At 62.7% G+C, this 16,209-nt stretch carries 22 protein-coding genes; 12 read left to right on the plus strand and 10 right to left on the minus strand.

Annotated features, from left to right (window positions below):
- The coding region (gene groL / locus ACWGTO_RS27175) for a chaperonin GroEL (RefSeq protein ID WP_454577881.1) at nt 1–1,418 on the plus strand (1,418 nt) is incomplete at its 5' end.
- Between the two features lie 90 nt (nt 1,419–1,508).
- Here the strand turns inward: groL and ACWGTO_RS27180 are convergent.
- Nucleotides 1,509–2,117 carry a TetR/AcrR family transcriptional regulator gene (locus tag ACWGTO_RS27180; RefSeq protein WP_454577882.1) on the minus strand — a complete coding sequence of 203 codons (609 nt, stop codon included), beginning with the start codon at nt 2,115–2,117 and terminating at the stop codon, nt 1,509–1,511.
- A gap of 98 nt (nt 2,118–2,215) precedes the next feature.
- On the opposite strand from ACWGTO_RS27180, the gene ACWGTO_RS27185 reads away from it, so the two are divergent.
- From ACWGTO_RS27185 to ACWGTO_RS27195, 3 genes are read left to right on the plus strand one after another with little or no spacing between them, the layout of a single operon-like run.
- Entirely contained in the window at nt 2,216–3,226 is a 1,011-nt protein-coding gene (locus ACWGTO_RS27185) for a zinc-dependent alcohol dehydrogenase family protein (protein ID WP_454577883.1), read from the plus strand.
- Between the two features lie 38 nt (nt 3,227–3,264).
- The gene (locus tag ACWGTO_RS27190; RefSeq protein WP_454577884.1) at nt 3,265–3,696 is read left to right on the plus strand and encodes an OsmC family protein; all 432 of its coding nucleotides are present in this window, start codon (nt 3,265–3,267) and stop codon (nt 3,694–3,696) included.
- Nucleotides 3,697–3,727: 31 nt separating this feature from the next.
- Nucleotides 3,728–4,114, plus strand: coding sequence for a nuclear transport factor 2 family protein (locus ACWGTO_RS27195; RefSeq protein WP_454577885.1), 387 nt, complete (start codon nt 3,728–3,730; stop codon nt 4,112–4,114).
- A 16-nt stretch (nt 4,115–4,130) separates the two neighbouring features.
- On the opposite strand, the gene ACWGTO_RS27200 is transcribed toward ACWGTO_RS27195, so the two are convergent.
- From ACWGTO_RS27200 to ACWGTO_RS27230, 7 genes are all read right to left on the minus strand, one after another.
- Nucleotides 4,131–4,742, minus strand: coding sequence for a LysE family translocator (locus ACWGTO_RS27200; RefSeq protein WP_454577886.1), 612 nt, complete (start codon nt 4,740–4,742; stop codon nt 4,131–4,133).
- An 80-nt stretch (nt 4,743–4,822) separates the two neighbouring features.
- Nucleotides 4,823–5,164, minus strand: a complete 342-nt coding sequence (locus tag ACWGTO_RS27205) for a YkgJ family cysteine cluster protein (protein ID WP_454577951.1) — start codon at nt 5,162–5,164, stop codon at nt 4,823–4,825.
- Nucleotides 5,165–5,195: 31 nt separating this feature from the next.
- Nucleotides 5,196–5,354 (minus strand): hypothetical protein, encoded by a 159-nt coding sequence (locus ACWGTO_RS27210; protein ID WP_454577887.1) that lies wholly within the window; start codon nt 5,352–5,354, stop codon nt 5,196–5,198.
- 1 nt (nt 5,355) lies between these two features.
- Complete coding sequence (locus ACWGTO_RS27215) at nt 5,356–5,763, minus strand: hypothetical protein (protein ID WP_454577888.1); 408 nt, start codon at nt 5,761–5,763, stop codon at nt 5,356–5,358.
- The gene (locus ACWGTO_RS27220) at nt 5,763–5,987 is read right to left on the minus strand and encodes a hypothetical protein (RefSeq protein WP_454577889.1); all 225 of its coding nucleotides are present in this window, start codon (nt 5,985–5,987) and stop codon (nt 5,763–5,765) included. The genes ACWGTO_RS27215 and ACWGTO_RS27220 overlap by 1 nt, the downstream gene beginning before the upstream one ends.
- 293 nt (nt 5,988–6,280) lie before the next feature.
- Complete coding sequence (locus ACWGTO_RS27225) at nt 6,281–6,490, minus strand: cold-shock protein (protein WP_454577952.1); 210 nt, start codon at nt 6,488–6,490, stop codon at nt 6,281–6,283.
- A 541-nt stretch (nt 6,491–7,031) separates the two neighbouring features.
- The gene (locus tag ACWGTO_RS27230; protein ID WP_454577890.1) at nt 7,032–7,685 is read right to left on the minus strand and encodes a glutathione S-transferase family protein; all 654 of its coding nucleotides are present in this window, start codon (nt 7,683–7,685) and stop codon (nt 7,032–7,034) included.
- Nucleotides 7,686–7,850: 165 nt separating this feature from the next.
- Here ACWGTO_RS27230 and ACWGTO_RS27235 point away from each other — a divergent pair, with 165 nt between their 5' ends.
- Nucleotides 7,851–7,979: a CsbD family protein gene (locus ACWGTO_RS27235; protein WP_454577891.1), complete on the plus strand. Its 129-nt coding sequence runs from the start codon at nt 7,851–7,853 to the stop codon at nt 7,977–7,979.
- Between the two features lie 57 nt (nt 7,980–8,036).
- Here the strand turns inward: ACWGTO_RS27235 and ACWGTO_RS27240 are convergent, their stop codons facing one another.
- Entirely contained in the window at nt 8,037–9,155 is a 1,119-nt protein-coding gene (locus ACWGTO_RS27240; RefSeq protein ID WP_454577892.1) for a metallophosphoesterase, read from the minus strand.
- A 124-nt stretch (nt 9,156–9,279) separates the two neighbouring features.
- Between ACWGTO_RS27240 and ACWGTO_RS27245 the strand changes: the two genes are divergently transcribed.
- Nucleotides 9,280–9,873, plus strand: coding sequence for a hypothetical protein (locus ACWGTO_RS27245; protein WP_454577893.1), 594 nt, complete (start codon nt 9,280–9,282; stop codon nt 9,871–9,873).
- A gap of 16 nt (nt 9,874–9,889) precedes the next feature.
- On the opposite strand, the gene ACWGTO_RS27250 is transcribed toward ACWGTO_RS27245, so the two are convergent.
- Nucleotides 9,890–10,576, minus strand: a complete 687-nt coding sequence (locus ACWGTO_RS27250) for a TetR/AcrR family transcriptional regulator (RefSeq protein WP_454577894.1) — start codon at nt 10,574–10,576, stop codon at nt 9,890–9,892.
- 83 nt (nt 10,577–10,659) lie between these two features.
- Here ACWGTO_RS27250 and ACWGTO_RS27255 point away from each other — a divergent pair, with 83 nt between their 5' ends.
- From ACWGTO_RS27255 to ACWGTO_RS27280, 6 genes are all read left to right on the plus strand, one after another.
- Nucleotides 10,660–11,430 carry an NIPSNAP family protein gene (locus tag ACWGTO_RS27255; RefSeq protein WP_454577895.1) on the plus strand — a complete coding sequence of 257 codons (771 nt, stop codon included), beginning with the start codon at nt 10,660–10,662 and terminating at the stop codon, nt 11,428–11,430.
- Nucleotides 11,431–11,580: 150 nt separating this feature from the next.
- Nucleotides 11,581–12,357 (plus strand): SDR family NAD(P)-dependent oxidoreductase, encoded by a 777-nt coding sequence (locus tag ACWGTO_RS27260; RefSeq protein WP_454577896.1) that lies wholly within the window; start codon nt 11,581–11,583, stop codon nt 12,355–12,357.
- 92 nt (nt 12,358–12,449) lie between these two features.
- Nucleotides 12,450–13,436, plus strand: a complete 987-nt coding sequence (locus tag ACWGTO_RS27265) for a glycosyltransferase family 10 domain-containing protein (protein WP_454577897.1) — start codon at nt 12,450–12,452, stop codon at nt 13,434–13,436.
- Between the two features lie 133 nt (nt 13,437–13,569).
- Nucleotides 13,570–14,967, plus strand: a complete 1,398-nt coding sequence (gene fumC / locus ACWGTO_RS27270; protein WP_454577898.1) for a class II fumarate hydratase — start codon at nt 13,570–13,572, stop codon at nt 14,965–14,967.
- A gap of 236 nt (nt 14,968–15,203) precedes the next feature.
- The gene (locus ACWGTO_RS27275; protein WP_454577899.1) at nt 15,204–15,626 is read left to right on the plus strand and encodes a DoxX family protein; all 423 of its coding nucleotides are present in this window, start codon (nt 15,204–15,206) and stop codon (nt 15,624–15,626) included.
- Nucleotides 15,627–15,794: 168 nt separating this feature from the next.
- Nucleotides 15,795–16,208, plus strand: coding sequence for a DoxX family protein (locus tag ACWGTO_RS27280; RefSeq protein WP_454577900.1), 414 nt, complete (start codon nt 15,795–15,797; stop codon nt 16,206–16,208).
- Nucleotide 16,209: the final 1 nt, after the last annotated feature.

The raw sequence follows: 16,209 nt of genomic DNA on the forward strand, positions 1-16,209 counted from the left end.
AGACCAACGACATCGCCGGCGACGGCACCACGACCGCGACCGTTCTGGCGCAGTCGATCGTTCAGGAAGGCCACAAGGCCGTTGCCGCCGGCATGAACCCGATGGACCTGAAGCGCGGCATCGATCTGGCCGTGACCGAAGTCGTCGCGGCCCTCGGCAAGGCTGCCAAGAAAATCAAGACCTCCGAGGAAGTCGCCCAGGTCGGCACGATCTCGGCCAATGGCGACGAGTCGGTCGGCGCCATGATCGCCGAAGCGATGCAGAAGGTCGGCAACGAAGGCGTCATCACGGTTGAAGAAGCCAAGACCGCCGAGACCGAGCTGGAAGTCGTCGAAGGCATGCAGTTCGACCGCGGCTATCTCTCGCCTTACTTCGTCACCAACGCCGACAAGATGGTTGCCGAGCTCGAGGACGTCTACATCCTCCTGCACGAGAAGAAGCTGTCCAACCTCCAGGCCATGCTGCCGGTTCTCGAAGCCGTCGTGCAGACCTCCAAGCCGCTGCTCATCATCTCGGAAGACGTCGAAGGCGAGGCCCTGGCCACGCTGGTCGTCAACAAGCTGCGTGGTGGCCTGAAGATCGCCGCCGTCAAGGCGCCGGGCTTCGGTGATCGCCGCAAGGCCATGCTGGAAGACATCGCCATCCTCACCGGCGGCCAGGTCATTTCGGAAGACCTCGGCATCAAGCTCGAGAACGTCGGCCTCAACATGCTCGGCCGCGCCAAGAAGGTGTCTATCTCCAAGGAGAACACCACCATCGTCGACGGCGCCGGCAAGAAGGCCGAGATCCAGGGCCGCGTTGCCCAGATCAAGCAGCAGATCGAAGAGACCACGTCGGACTACGACAAGGAGAAGCTGCAGGAACGTCTCGCCAAGCTGGCGGGCGGCGTTGCGGTGATCCGCGTCGGCGGCGCGACGGAAGTCGAAGTCAAGGAAAAGAAGGACCGCGTTGACGATGCGCTGAACGCGACCCGCGCGGCCGTGGAAGAAGGCATCGTTGCAGGCGGCGGCGTTGCCCTGCTGCGCGCTTCGGCCAACATCAAGGCCAACGGCGTCAATGCCGACCAGGCTGCCGGCATCAACATCGTTCGTCGTGCGCTGCAGGCTCCGGCCCGCCAGATCGCGTCGAACGCCGGTGCGGAAGCCTCGATCGTTGCCGGCAAGATCCTTGACAACAAGGGCGCCACCTTCGGCTACAACGCCCAGACCGGCGAGTATGGCGACATGATCGCCATGGGCATCGTCGACCCGGTCAAGGTCGTTCGCACGGCTCTCCAGGACGCGGCTTCGGTCGCCGGCCTGCTCGTCACCACCGAAGCCATGATCGCGGAGGCTCCGAAGAAGGAGTCGGCTGGCGGCGGCATGCCAGGCGGCATGGGCGGCGGCGGCATGGGCGGCATGGGCGGCATGGATTTCTAATCCAGCCTATCTGGCTTATGCATACGGAAAGGGCGCCGAAAGGCGCCCTTTTTGTTTGACAGGCACGGCGACCAGCGCCCGCAGACTTGTTCAGACGACGGCATGCGCATGTTGGCTTGCCTTGCCAGACAGCACCGCGCCTTCAACCAGCGCCGCGACCTCATCGGCTACCGCCTGCAACGGCGCGCGGTCGCGGGTGGCGCGGGCGATCACCATCAGCCCTTCCAGCGAGGATTCGACCAGCAACGCCAGGGCATGCGCGCGGCGCTCGGGCACCCCTGCCCTGATGAAAGTCTGTTGCAGCAGACCTATCCATTGCTCGAAGGCCGACCGGCACAGTTCGGCTAGTTCCGGCACGTCCGTCGGCGAATCCAGCACGACGGGCGCGACCGGACAGCCCAGCGAAAACTCGTTTTCCTCCAGCATGCGTCCGACCGACTGATAGATGTGATGGACGGCCACTGCCGGATCGCTCTCGGCGGCCAACGCTTCGCCCAGCCGTTTTGTCACGTCGGCGACGCTGTCCCGCGTCACCTCGATGACCAGTTGGTCCTTGCCGCCCGGAAAATGGAAATAAAGCGAGCCGCGCGGGGCACCACTGGCACCGAGAATGTCGTTAAGCGAGGTGCCGTGATAGCCGCGCTGCCTGAGCAGCAGCGCCGTCGTCTCGAGTATGCGGGTGCGGGTGTCGTTCGCCATGTCAGCCTCTGTCAGCAGTGGCCATTATAGGGCTTGCGAAAAATATGACAACCGGTCTATATAATATGTAGATCGGTCTATATACACGAGAGTGATCAATGCGCAGCTATCGTATCGAAGGGTTTGGTCGAACCGAATCCCTAGTGATGCGCGACGAGGCGCGGCCGGAACCGAAACGGCACGAGATCGTGGTGCGCGTTCGCGCCACCTCGCTCAACCGCCGCGACACGATGATCCTCAACGGCTCCTATCCGCTGACACCGTGCCAGGGCGTTGTGCCGCTGAGTGACGGCGCCGGAGAAATCGTCGCTGTCGGCGGTGCCGTCACCCGCTTTGCCGTCGGCGACCGCGTCACCGGCAGCTACTTCGCCCGCTGGATCGGTGGCCGCATCAATGCCGGACTGATCGACCAGCTCGGCTGTACGCTGGACGGGATGCTGACTGAGTATGCCGTGCTCGACGAGCAATGGGCGGTGCGGCTGCCCGATCATCTCAGTTGGCAAGAGGCAGCGACGCTGAGCTGCGCCGGCGTGACAGCCTGGAACGCCGTGACGGCGGCCGGGATTCTCAAGCCCGGCCAATGGGTTCTGGTTATCGGCTCGGGTGGCGTGTCGCTGTTTGCGTTGCAGTTCGCCAAGCTCGCGGGCTGCCGCGTCGTGGCGGTCACCTCGCGAGCCGGGAAGGCCGACAGGCTGCGGGCGCTGGGCGCCGACCTCGTTGTCTCCAGCACCGACACGCCGGAATGGGGCGGCTGGGTGAGCGAGCAGACAGGCGGTATCGATCTCGTCATCGAAACCGGCGGACCGCCCACCTTTGCACAATCTCTGATTGCCAGCACGCTTTATGGGCACATCGTGCTGCTGACACTGCAGGACGCCAAAGGCAGATCGATCGAGATGCCGGCAGCGCTTTACCAGCGCAGCCTCGCCACCATCAGCCGCCTGTTCGTCGGCAGTCGCAGCAACCTCGAGGCGATGCTGCGCGCCGTCGAAGCACGTCGCCTGAAGCCGGTCGTCGACAAGGTCTTCCCCTTTGCCGAAGCCCCCGAAGCGTATCGCTACTTCCAGCAGGGCGATGTGTTCGGAAAGGTCGTCATCGACGGCGCCTGACTCGTTTGCCCTTTCAACCCCAAACCAGGAGAACGACCATGACCATCCGTGAAGCTTCCGCAGAATGGCAAGGCACGCTAAAGGAAGGTTCGGGCCGCTTGCGGCTCGGCAGCGGCGTCTTCGAAGGCGCCTATTCCTTTCCGTCGCGGTTCGAGAACGGTCCTGGCACGAATCCGGAAGAGCTGATTGCGGCGGCCCATGCAGGCTGCTTCTCGATGGCGCTTACCGCCATCCTGGGCAGCGAAGGGCACACGCCCGCCAGCATCCGCACGGTGGCCAAAGTGCATCTCGGCGCAACCACGGCCGGTCCGACGATCACCCGCATCGAACTCGAAACGGAAGCCGACATCGCCGGCATAACGCCAGAGGATTTTGAGCGGCTGGCGCAGAAGGCCAAGGCGGTCTGCCTCGTCTCGCGGGCTCTAGCCGGCGTCGCCACCATCACGCTGAGGGCCAGCCTCGTCGACTAGCGATCATTGAGAAACGGAAGGAGATAAGTCCATGACCCAGGAAATCATCATCGACGTCACCACGGCCAAGCGCTCCGGCGATACGGCCGAAATCATGCGGCGCTATAACGACGTGTTCCAGCATCACGATCCCTCCGCGCTGGAGGACCTTTTGGCCGAAGACTGCGTCATCGAGAACACGACACCGGCACCGGACGGCGCCCGCCGCATCGGCAAGGCTGCCTGCGTCGAATTGTGGTCGACGATCGCCACCGCGCCCGGCACGCGCTTCGAGCTCGAAGAGACGTTCGTCGCCGGCGACCGCGCGACCATCCGCTGGCGTTTCTGGATGGCCGACGGCAATTCCATCCGCGGCGTTAACCTGATGCGCGTCGCGGATGGGGCGATCGTCGAGGCGATGGGCTACGTCAAAGGATAGCCGCGCCCGGTCTTTCCTACCTGTCCGCCAGCGCCAGTTTGGCGCCGAGCATGACGAAGGCGCCGGCGAACGTGCGGCGCATCCAGGTCAGCACCATCGGCCGCGACACGACATGGCTGCGGATCGAGGCGGCGAAGATGCCGTAACCGACGAAGACGACGAAGGTCAGCAGCATGAAGACGCTCGAGAGTTCGAGCATCTTGGCGAATGCGTTCGGTTCGGTGGTGCTGACGAATTGCGGCAGGAAGGCAAAGAAGAAGATCGACAGTTTCGGGTTGAGGATGTTGATCAGGATGCCGGAGGTGATGACTTTGGCTGCCGAGCGGGGTGCTACGCTTTCATCGACGCTCAAGCCGCCCTTCTCCTTCAGCGTGTTCCAGGCCATGTAGAGGAGATAGGCGACGCCAAGATACTTCAGGGTCTCGAAGGCGACAGCACTTGTGTGCAGCAGCGCCGCCAGACCGGTGATGGCGGCGGCCATATGCGGGATGATGCCGAGCGTGCAGCCGAAAGCGGCAATGATCGAGGCGCGCACCCCGCGCGAAAGCCCGGCGCTCAGCGTGTAGAGAACGCCGGTGCCGGGCGAAGCCACGACGATCAGCGACGTCAACAGGAATTCGATGCTCATGGATCCTCCAACGCCCTGCCCGGCGCGGAACGTATCGGGAGCTGTGGGGATGAGCAAGCGGGGTGAGCGTAATCTCCCCCTCAAGGGGGGAGATGGGTCAGCGGCATCCCGTGCGCCTTGCGCGCCATCAGGCAATCGTCGCCGCCAGGCATGCAGGCGCGGCAGACGTCGGGGCGGATCTCGTAAATGCCGCAGGCCGTGTGCTTGCCGACCTCGCCGGTCAGCGCCATACAGCGCACGCCCTCGCAACGCATGCCGGACAGGTTGGCCGCCACGAACTTTTCCGGAATCCGATCGAGCTGCGCATCGTCCTCGGTCGAAAAGCGCGGCCATTCGGCCGAATAGGAGCAGCAGGCGCCACAGCTCTGGCAGTCGAAAATTGCGACTGGTCCGGCTTCTTCAGCCAGGCCGGCGGGCGCAATCGAGGGATAACCGGCATCTCGGGGCAAGGCGCTATTTCTTCTTGCCCGCCTTGCCCTTCGATGCTTCCGCTGGCGACTTGAACAGGTCGGTCGCGGCCTCAGCGGCCTTCGGCGCTGCAGCGGGCTTGGCCGGCTTTGCGGCGGCAGCCGGTGCTGCCGGCTGGTCTTTGGCAGAAAACTTTATGGCCATGTCAGTCCTCGTCGGAAAAACGCGATGATGGTGCGCGCGGATTGCGCAAGCGGCCGATCAGCGCCGAGACCGCCGTGATGTTCATTTCCTCGGGCGACCAGTTCCTCGCCTCGGCGATGTGATGCGGCGCCAGCTCGCGATGCGTGCTGCCGCTATAGGCGGCATCCTGGTAGGTCATCCGCTCCTGGGTCTTCTTGTCCTCACGGACATATTCGATCAGGTAGTTCGGGGCCTCGGCGCGGCCGCGCACGCCGACGCGCACCTGGGCGTCGCCATGTGCGCGCTTGCAGCGCTCGAGCTTTTCCAGCACGCGGCGGACATATTCGACCGGCTTGTCCAGGCCTTCGACCATGGACGCAATGGTCGAATCGGCATCGATCGGTTTAGGCGGTACGCGCTTGGTAGCCATCAGCGTTTGCCTGCCCGCTTCGGCAACGCCGCAAGGGCCGCCGCCGCTGCCATCTCGTCGGCTTCCTTTTCCTTGCGCAGTTCGCGCAAGCGCGCGGTCTTGGCTTCGCGAGCCTCGCTGACGGCATCGCGCTCGGACAGGATGCGGTTGAGCGACATCGACTGGGTTTGCGTCTTGCTGAACAGCGACACGGCCTGGTCGGCGGTCTTCGATTGAGTGGTCAAAACTTTCTCCTGTCGGGAGCCTGGTGCCGATAGAGCGAGACCGGTCTTCGGTCACAACCAAAGCAATACGGCATCGGAGCAATACGGGCGGCTCAGATTGCTGGAGCGTCCCTTAGCACGTTCCGGCCGGCGTGCAGCGCACTTTTCGCGGCATGGCACGCAAAATGAAAAAGGCCAGGCACCGCCTGACCTTCCATGGAAAGCGCCGCGCATCCAGTTGGATGCGCAAGGCACTCCTCTCAGCCTTTCGTCGGTGCCAGTACATCCGTGGTCACCGGAAGGCCGATTTCGTATCAGGCCGCCTTCAACTGATCGGCGGACATCTTGCCCGACTTGCTGTCGCGGGTCATCTCGTAGCCGAGCTTCTGGCCCTCGACGATGTCACGCATGCCGGCGCGCTCTACGGCCGAAATGTGGACGAAAACGTCGGCGGAGCCGTCGTCAGGCTGAATAAAACCAAAACCTTTGGTGGCGTTGAACCATTTCACTGTGCCGGTGGCCATGAAGAACCCTTTCCCTGGCAAATATTCGTTCACCATTGTGCGACTGCACAACAGCGTTTGTCTCGATTTTTGATGGGGAAGTTCGTCAAAGGCGCGCATGCGTGCGCGGATAACAAAAGTCGGTCAAACAAATATCGACGTATTCCTTGTAGACGTCTTTTGATGCCGAGTCAATTTCTGGTTTTCCCGCAGATGGAATTCAACCTGGGGATGCCGGGTGCATGAGGCCTCAACTGGCCAGCTGCCGCGGCGGAAGGCGCGCGTAAAAAAATGCATCAGGCCTGGAACCAATTCCAAGCCGGCGCATTTCTATGGTGCCAGCAATTTGGAGAGAAATCTCAAGAATGCTGGCAAAAGGACGCCTCCCGCACATTAAATGGTGCGAGAGGCGTTCTTGTATGTGCCGGGCTTTTTCGTCTGCGTTCGACCGCCTGTCTTAGACCCTCTCCCGGGTCATCGTGATCGCCGGCGGCTGGACAGAGTTCGCTTGCACCGCGCGGCGGGCGGCCTGGAATTGCTCTCGGGATGTCGTCAAGTCGACCTATTCGTCCGGGCCGGGTTCCGGCCACGTCTCCTTCGCCGCTTCCGCATACCAGTGCCGCATTGCCGGCGTTGCCAGCACGGCATCGACATAGGCGCGTGTATCCGGCGCCAGTTCGCCGCCATAGGTGTCGAACCGGGTGACGACCGGCGCGTACATGGCATCGGCCGCGGTGAAATGACCGAACAGGAACGGACCGCCCTTGCCGTATTGTTCCCGGCACCGGCGCCAGATCGTTTCGATCCGTGCCCGCTGGAGCTCGCCTTCGGCGTCGAGCGGCTTATGCCCCTTTGGCCGGCGCAAATTCATCGGCCAGCCATAGCGCACGTCACGAAAGCCGGAATGCATCTCGGTCGCCACCGAGCGGGCCAAGGCACGGGCGCCGATATCCTCGGGCCAGAGCTTTTTCTGCGGAAACAGGTCGGCCAGATATTCAAGAATGGCAAGGGTTTCCCAGACGATCCTGCCATTGTGATTCAGGATCGGCACAAGGCCGGTTGGCGACACTTTCGCCAGATTGGCAAAGGTCTCGGGCGTGCGCAGGCGCACAAAACCTTCCTCGAACGGGATCTCCAGATGCTTCATCGCCACCCATGGCCTCAGCGACCACGACGAAAAACACTTGTTGGCGATGATGAGCGTGAATTCGGCCAAGACGGTCTCCCCAAAATTTTCGTCACACTAGCCACACGATGAGACGGCGGCAAAGCGTTTCGGCGACCATATAAGCGACCAATGCGACGATGACCGGTAGCACAGGGAACCTATGCCACGCCTGCCCGTTTGCCTCCTGCAAATGAAATTCCAGGAGATGCAAAGATGGTGAGCAAGGATCAGGTCGCTGGCGTTGCCAGGCAAACCGAGGCCGAAGGCACGGCCGACAAGATCGCCGGCAAGGTGCAGAAAGCCTATGGCGACGTGAAGGACAAGGTCAACAAGGCGCTCTGATCCGATCATTGCAGGCAATGAGAAGGCGGCTCAAGGCCGCCTTTTTCTTGAGAGTCGTCAGAAGGTCAGCTTCTTGCTGAAGGCATTGGTGAACTTGACCTCGCCATGGTCACCGGTGGCCTCGCCCAGCACCACGTCCATGGCCTCGCTGGTTACCCTCGCCAGCGCGAAGCCACCCATATAGGCCGCCTTCGGCTTGAACAGGTCGAGACCGTCGCTGTTGTAGATCATCGGCACTTCGTGCTGGTGGCCGTGAAAGACGGCAATGACATTGTAGCCCTTCAGCGCCGCCAGCAGCGCCTGCCGGTCAGCTTCGCTCCACCAATGCGGCGCGCCTGTGCCATCATCGTCAAACGTGCGTTTGGCCGGGTCCCAGCGTTCGACCGAAAATGTGTCCCAGCCATAGTGCTGGAACAGGATGACCGGACGGCCGTCGGCGGCGTAGGTCGCCAGATCCTGCTTCAGCCACGGCAGGCTGCTCACCGCGCCATGGCCGGTGTCACCGGCAAAGCGATGCGTCTGGATGAGATGCAGGCCACCCCAGTCCCAGGAATAACAGTCGGTGTCGACATCGTATTCGGTGGCCGGCACCGGCGGCTTGAAGAACACGCCCGGGCGGTGGTTGACCTCGACATAGTCGCGCAGCTCACGCCGGTACCAGTCGACGTGGGGCGGCGAGCCGTTCTGGTCGAGATCGTGATTGCCGAGCCCGACATAGACCGGCATGTGCACGCGATCCGGGCCGACGCCCTGGCTGTAGCGCTGGCTGAATTGCAAAAGCTGCGTGCCTTCGCTGGGCTCGGTGATCTGGCCGCCGCCATCGTCGGTGATGTCGCCGCCAACGACGAGGCCGAGCGGCGCATCGATGCGGCTGCCGGCCGAACGCAAGCCTGTGGCAACGCCGTCGATCTCGGCCGGCCATTGCCGGTCGGCCAAGCCATTGAGAGCCGCGACATTGCGCAACAGCGCGGCGTCGGTCTTGCCTTCCTGCAGGCAATTGGGGCTCAGGCCGCTCGCCATGCGACAGGCATGGACATCGGCGATGAACAGGAAATTCGCGTCGATCGGCTGGATGCGCTTTCCGGTCTGGCCGATAGCGGCGCGCGGCAACAGGCCAGCCATGGCAAGGCCGGCTGCCTGTGCGAGGAAATTGCGCCGGGTCGAGATGCGATTCATGGTCTGAGTTTCAGCACAGCCGGCGCCCTGCCGTCCAGTTGCCACGCGTAGCAGGTCGACACAGCATTGTAGCTCTGGCATTTTTTCCGCTCCGGTGCTCAGTGCGCGGGCAGAGGAGGATGTCATGAAAGTTGCTTCGATAGGCATGGTGCTGGCTGGCTTGCTGCCGGCGGGTGTGGTGCATGCCGCCGATTGCATCGACGCAAGATCGGCCAAGGCCGGCTTCGTGCTGGAAATGCCCGGCATCCGCAGTGAGTTTCGGCCGGCGGCCGGCGGCATGATCTCCGTCGCCAACACCTACCAATCGCAATCGCCGCAGACACAGTTCCTCTTCGCCGGCCTGGTCGAAGTGTTTCGCGACAGCGATACCGGACGGGTGGCGACGATCCCGTTTTCCGATCTGCGAAAACTGTTTCCGCTGAAGACGGGAGCAAAGAGCACGATTGAATTCGTCGAGCTGTCGCCGAACAAGCAGCCGAAGAGCACCAAGACGCTGAGCCTGGTCGTGAAGGGCAAGGAGACGTTCAGCGTCGGCGGCTGCAAATACAGCGTACTGGCCGTCAAGGAGACGTTCAAGAACCGGGCCGGCGAGACGCTGGACACATTCACCGCGCTCTATGCGCCAGACCTGCAAGCGGCTCTCGCCCGGCGCTACGACGAAGGCACCAGCGCTGAATCGGTGAATGGTTACGAGACGATCAAGCCGCTTGCCAACTAGGAAGCGGCCTTCCGCCTCAAGGTTTTCCCGGCCGCAGGAGAACCCTGCGACGCCGCTTCGCTCCACCGGGGAATGGCGGCGTTGGGCTGGCCTCAAGTTCGGCCAGGCAATCGCGCAACACACTCGCATCCTGCGACGTCTTGGCCATCGACATGGCGCCGGAATAGGCAGCGATGACGAGTGCCGCAAAGCGCTCGGGATCAGTGCCCCGCTCTCTTCCCGCCTGCTGGTCGGCGCGCACCTTGTCGGCGATCGCCTGCCGCCACCCTGCAAAGATACCGGCCAAAGCGAGGCGGAAGTCCGGATCGGCGAGCGACAATTCATGCGCAAGATTGTTGAGCGGGCAGCCGTGCACGAAACCTTGCTGCTCCAGCTCAGCCGCCACCGCTTCGAACACCGCGCGCACGCCTTCGCGCGCCGAACCCGCCGCCCGTACGGGCGTGATCCAGGTCTCGTCGAGGGCGGCAGCCACCCGCTCCTCGATCACCGCCAAGGCGAGCGCCTTCTTGGTCGGGAAATGGTGATGCAGCGCGCCGCCGGTGACACCGGCCGCCGCCATCAGTTCGCCAAGGGCGGAGGCGTGATAGCCGCGCGTCTGGAACGACGCTTCGGCGACATCGAGCACCTTGTTGCGCAGGCCTTCGGGATCGTTGGTGCGTTTTCGCGGTGGCCCTTTTTGGACCTGAGCAATCTCTGCTGACATTTGCGAACGATAGCAGATTGACAAAACAGGACAACCGGTCTGTTTTATAAACCGGATGATCATCCTGTTTTGGAGACGACACAATGACCGTGCCCCTGAATGTGCCTGCAACAGCCAGTCTGCGCGCCTCACCGGTCGTCGAGTTGCGGCAATACACGCTGAAACCCGGCCGGCGCGAGACGCTGATCGACATTTTCGACAGTCGGTTCATCGAAGGCCAGGAAGATGCCGGGATGACCATCATCGGCCAGTTTCGCGACCTCGACCGACCCGACATGTTTGTCTGGCTGCGCGGTTTTGACGACATGGCCGCGCGGAAGGAGGCGCTCACCGCCTTCTATGACGGGCCGATGTGGGCGGCGCACCGCGATGCCGCCAATGCGACGATGATCGATTCCGACGATGTGCTGCTCTTGAAGCCGGCATGGCCAAGCGCCGGGTTCGACCTGTCGGGCTCCCAGCGAGGCGCTCTGGCGGAGCATGGAAAGCCAAGCGCACACAATCGCTTGACCGGGATCGTTGTCATCCAGATTCATCATCTGCGGCCCGGCGCCGAGGCCGATTTCGCCGGCAGCTTCGAAAGGGATGTCGTTTCGCTCCTTACCGCCGGCGGAAGATTGCTCGGCGCCTTCATCTCCGAACACGCCGAAAACAGCTTTCCCCGCCTGCCAGTGCGCCTGGGCGAAAACGTCTTCATCGCCATCACAGGTTTCGACAGTGTCGAAGCGCATGCCCACCAGGAAGCAGCGCTTGCCGCCTCGCCTCGGTGGCAAGCATTTCGCGAAGCGATCGATATGACCAGACCGACCGAAACCTTGCGCCTCTCGCCGACGTCGCAATCGCTGCTGCGGTAGTGGATCGGCACGCAGCCAACCGAAGTTCATACTGTGTGATAGACTGATGGCTTGACTGCGGCGGCCGGCATGCGGTGCTGTGCCGGAGCGGGCGGCGTGACCAGCGGGATCGTTCGATGAGACTTGGCCTTCCATGAGACTTGACCTTCGATGAGACTTTCTGGCAAGCGGGCGCTGGTCACCGGCGGTTCGGACGGGATTGGTCTGGCGATCTCGGAGGCGTTTGCGCGTGAAGGCGCCGATGTACTGATCGTCGGTCGCGATACCGGCAGGCTGGAGGCGGCGCGAAACGCGCTTGCCGCGACGGCCATCGGTGGCGCCACGATCGAAACGCTGTCGGCCGACCTCGCCACCAGCGCTGGTATTGATGCCGTCGTCGCGCATGTGCAGCAATCCGAACGGCCGCTCGACATCCTCGTCAACAATGCCGGCGTCGCCTATCTCGTGTCGTTCGAGACCGTCACCGAAGACCAGTTCCAGCAATCCTTCGCGCTCAATGTAACAGCGGCGTTCTTCCTCACGCAGCGACTGCTGCCGCATTTCGGGGCGAGCACGTCGGTCATCAACATCTCGTCCTACTTCGCCAACAAGATGATCCCGAACCGGCCGTCTAGCCTGTATTCCCTGTCCAAGGGCGCGCTGAATTCGCTGACCAAATCGTTGGCCTTCGAGCTCGGACCGCACGGCATCAGGGTCAATGCGATCGCGCCCGGCACGGTCGACACCGCCATGCGGCGCAAGTCGATCGAAAACCTGTCGGCTGCGGCGCAGGCGGAGCTCAAGACCTATGTCCAGCGCAGCTACCCGCTCGGCCGTATCGGCCAGACCAATGACCTTGCCGGCATCGCGGTCTACCTCGCCAGCGACGAGGCGGCCTGGACCAGCGGTGGCATTTTTGCCGTAGACGGCAGCTATACGGCCGGCTGATGTTCGACTCTCTTCAACCCGCGACGCTTGACCAAAGCCCCAATCCGACGTCTGTCTGAAGATCGAGCAATGTTTGCGACATTCGTGGTGCCATGCCGTCAAACGATCCACTGGTTCTTTTCTACTCGACCGTCTTCGGCAAGCCTGTCGACACAGCATCGATAAGGTGTGAGCTGCCCGGCCGCTGGACAACGGACAAAAGCCGGATTTCCGAGGCAGCGGCAGTCGTCTTTCATCTTCCGGACTTTCGCGAAATCGGCGATGCCTACAAATATCCCGGCCAGTATTGGGTGGCCAGGTCGATGGAATGCGGCCAGAACTACAGGCGCACCGCCGACCCGGAGTTCACGCGGCACTTCGACATCACCATGACGCATGAAACGCGATCCGATGTCTGGACGCCCTATCTGCCGCCCGCCAGTTGGTGGAAGGAAACGCTGGCCAGACCGATCATGCCGAAGACGGAGACAGCGTCGATCGCGCTCTTCCAATCGGCCGGCACGAATTCCAGCAGACGGGTCGATCTGGCGACCGAACTGACGCGCTACATCAAGATCGATTCCTATGGCCGCTACCTCAACAATCGGTCGGTCGCAGGCCCCGATCTCGGCCCGAAAACCAAGATAGAGACCATCGCGCGGCACAAATTCTGCTTCGCCATGGAGAACGCGATCGAGACCGACTATGTCACGGAAAAAATCTATGACGCCTTCATGGCCGGCACGGTGCCGATCTACCTCGGTGCGCCGAATGTGGATGAGTTCGTGCCGACGCACTCTTATGTCGACGCTGGCGCCTTCGCCAACGCCGGGGAGCTCGCAGCTTACCTCCGGCACCTGATCGAGACGCCGCAGGACTACGAGGCCTACTTCGCCTGGCGCGCAATGCCATTGCCCGACCACCTCGTCAAACGCATGCAGATGCTGGAAACACCCGTCTTGTGCAGGCTGATGAAGCTGTTGCACCAGCGGCTGGACGAGCGGAAGAGCCCGCCATCCGGGCGGCGAACGCTTCCCTTCGGCCGCATGTCTTACTTCAGGACAAAGTTGCGCCGCTGGCAGAAAAAGGTTCCGCGTTGACGAGGCAAAACCCTCAACCGATGTTTGCCTGCGGCCATCTAACCGATTTGCATCCTTAACCGCCGCAATCTCTGCTTGAAGGCCATTGTGCAACGCGATACGCCGTTGCCGAATTCGATCGTCGGAGAGACCCGTGACCGCTGCCAGGACCAGAACCGAAAACGACACGTTCGGCCCCATCGAGGTTGCCGCCGACCGTTATTGGGGCGCGCAGGCGCAGCGTTCCCTGGGCAATTTCAAGATTGGCTGGGAAAAGCAGCCGGCCTCGATCGTGCGCGCGCTGGGCATCGTCAAGCGGGCGGCAGCGGAAGCCAATATGGAGCTGAAGCGGCTCGATCCCTCGGTCGGCAAAGCCATCATCGAGGCCGCGCAAGAGGTCATCGACGGCAAGCTCAACGACCATTTCCCGCTGGTCGTCTGGCAGACCGGCTCGGGCACGCAGTCCAACATGAACGCCAACGAGGTGATCTCCAACCGGGCGATCGAACTTCTGGGCGGCGTCATGGGCTCGAAGAAGCCGGTGCATCCCAACGACCACGTCAATATGAGCCAGTCGTCGAACGACACCTATCCGACGGCCATGCACATCGCCTGCGCCGAGCGCATCGTGCACGATCTGATCCCGGCGCTACACCATCTGCACAAGGCGCTCGACGCAAAGGCCCGCGCCTTCAACCATATCATCAAGATCGGCCGCACCCACACGCAGGACGCCACTCCCCTCACGCTGGGTCAGGAATTTTCGGGCTATGCGGCGCAAGTGGCATCCTCGATCAAGCGCATCGAGATGACCCTGCCCGGCTTGCAGGAGCTGGCGCAGGGCGGCACCGCCGTGGGCACCGGCCTCAATGCGCCGGTCGGCTTTGCCGAAAAGGTGGCCGACCGCATCGCCGCCATCACCGGCATCGCCTTCGTGACCGCGCCGAACAAGTTCGAGGCGCTTGCAGCCCACGATTCCATGGTGTTCTCGCATGGCGCGATCAACGCGGCCGCCGCAGCACTCTTCAAGATCGCCAACGACATCCGCTTCCTCGGATCCGGCCCGCGCTCGGGCCTCGGCGAACTGTCGCTGCCGGAAAACGAGCCGGGCTCCTCGATCATGCCGGGCAAGGTCAACCCGACCCAGTGCGAGGCGATGACGCAGGTCTGCGTGCAGGTCTTCGGCAACAACGCCTCGCTGACCTTCGCCGGCAGCCAGGGCCATTTCGAGCTCAATGTCTACAACCCTCTGATGGCCTACAATTTCCTGCAGTCGGTGCAGCTGCTCGCCGATGCCTCGATCTCCTTCACCGACAATTGCGTCGTTGGCATCGAGGCGCGCGAGGACAACATCAAGGCGGCACTCGACCGCTCACTTATGTTGGTGACGGCGCTTGCGCCCACAATCGGCTACGACAATGCCGCCAAGATCGCCAAGACCGCGCACAAGAAAGGCACCACCTTGCGCGAGGAAGCGCTGGCGACCGGGCTGGTCAGCGAGGCCGATTACGACCGGCTGGTGCGGCCGGAGGACATGACCCATCCAGGATAAGCGATTCCGGGGAAGTGCGTAGCGCTTCCCCTTGAGGAACTGCGTCGCCAGATGCCAGGGATTTGGTGGCGGGAGAATTTGCTCCCACTTCGCCATTGCCCGACATGAATTTCGCGTCCCCAGCCCGATCACCAAAATGTGCGCACTGTGAACAATGTGTCGCCCGATAGACGGCTTTGGTGAACAGTCGGCTTACTCTACTTGATGGGTCATTCAACCCTATCTGGAGTACCGCCATGACCATCAGCTCTTCCACCGCAGGCGCCGGCACCGCGTCCAACAGCTCCACCACCATCCTGCTCGGCCGCATCCTGCTCGCCGCCATCTTCCTGCTTTCCGGTTTCGGCAAGCTCACCGCGATCGCCGGCACTGCTGGTTACTTCGGCAGCCTCGGCCTGCCGCTGCCGACCGTGACGGCCATTGTCGTCGGCCTGATCGAACTCGTCGGCGGTCTCGCCATCCTCGTCGGCTTCCAGACGCGGATCGTCGCCTGGGTGCTGGCCATCTTCACCGTAGCCACCGGTCTGGTTGCCCATATGAACTGGGCCGATCAGATGCAGATGATCAACTTCCTCAAGAACCTCGCCATTACTGGCGGTTTCCTCGTGCTGGCCTCCTCGGGCGCCGGCGCCTATTCGATCGACGCCAAGCGCGGCTGAACCGTCTCGAAATAGCTGGAACAAGAAGGCGGCGCGGAATTTTCCGCGCCGCTTTTTCGTTATCTGTCTAGCCACGCATCCCGAATTACCTCCATTTCTGCTAGGATCGGGACGTACGGAGGAGGAACAGAGCCACCCGGCCCTGCCCTTCGGCATCGGAGGTACGGCATGCCCCGCGACGTATTGCTTCTGCTTTCCAGGCTGCTGCTCGCCGCCCTGTTCGTTCCTTCCGGCTACCACGCGCTTGCCGACATTGCCGGCACGACCGGCTACTTCTCCGGCCTCGGCCTGCCACTGCCGGCGCTGGCCGCCTGGGGAACGGGCCTGTTCGAGCTGATCGCCGGCCTCTTGATCCTGGTCGGCTTTCAGACACCGCTGGTCGCGCTGCTGCTTGCCGCCTTCTGCATCGCCGCCGGTTCAATCGGCCACTACGGCCAGGGCGGCGACGACCCGATGCTCGCCTTCCTGCACCAGCAGATGCTGATGAAGGACATCGCCATCGCCGGCGGCTTCCTGGCGCTGGCCATGGCTGGTGCCGGCGCCTGGTCGATCGATGGACGAATGGCTGCTGGCCGCGCCTGAA

The organism is Mesorhizobium sp. PL10 (genome assembly GCF_053714315.1).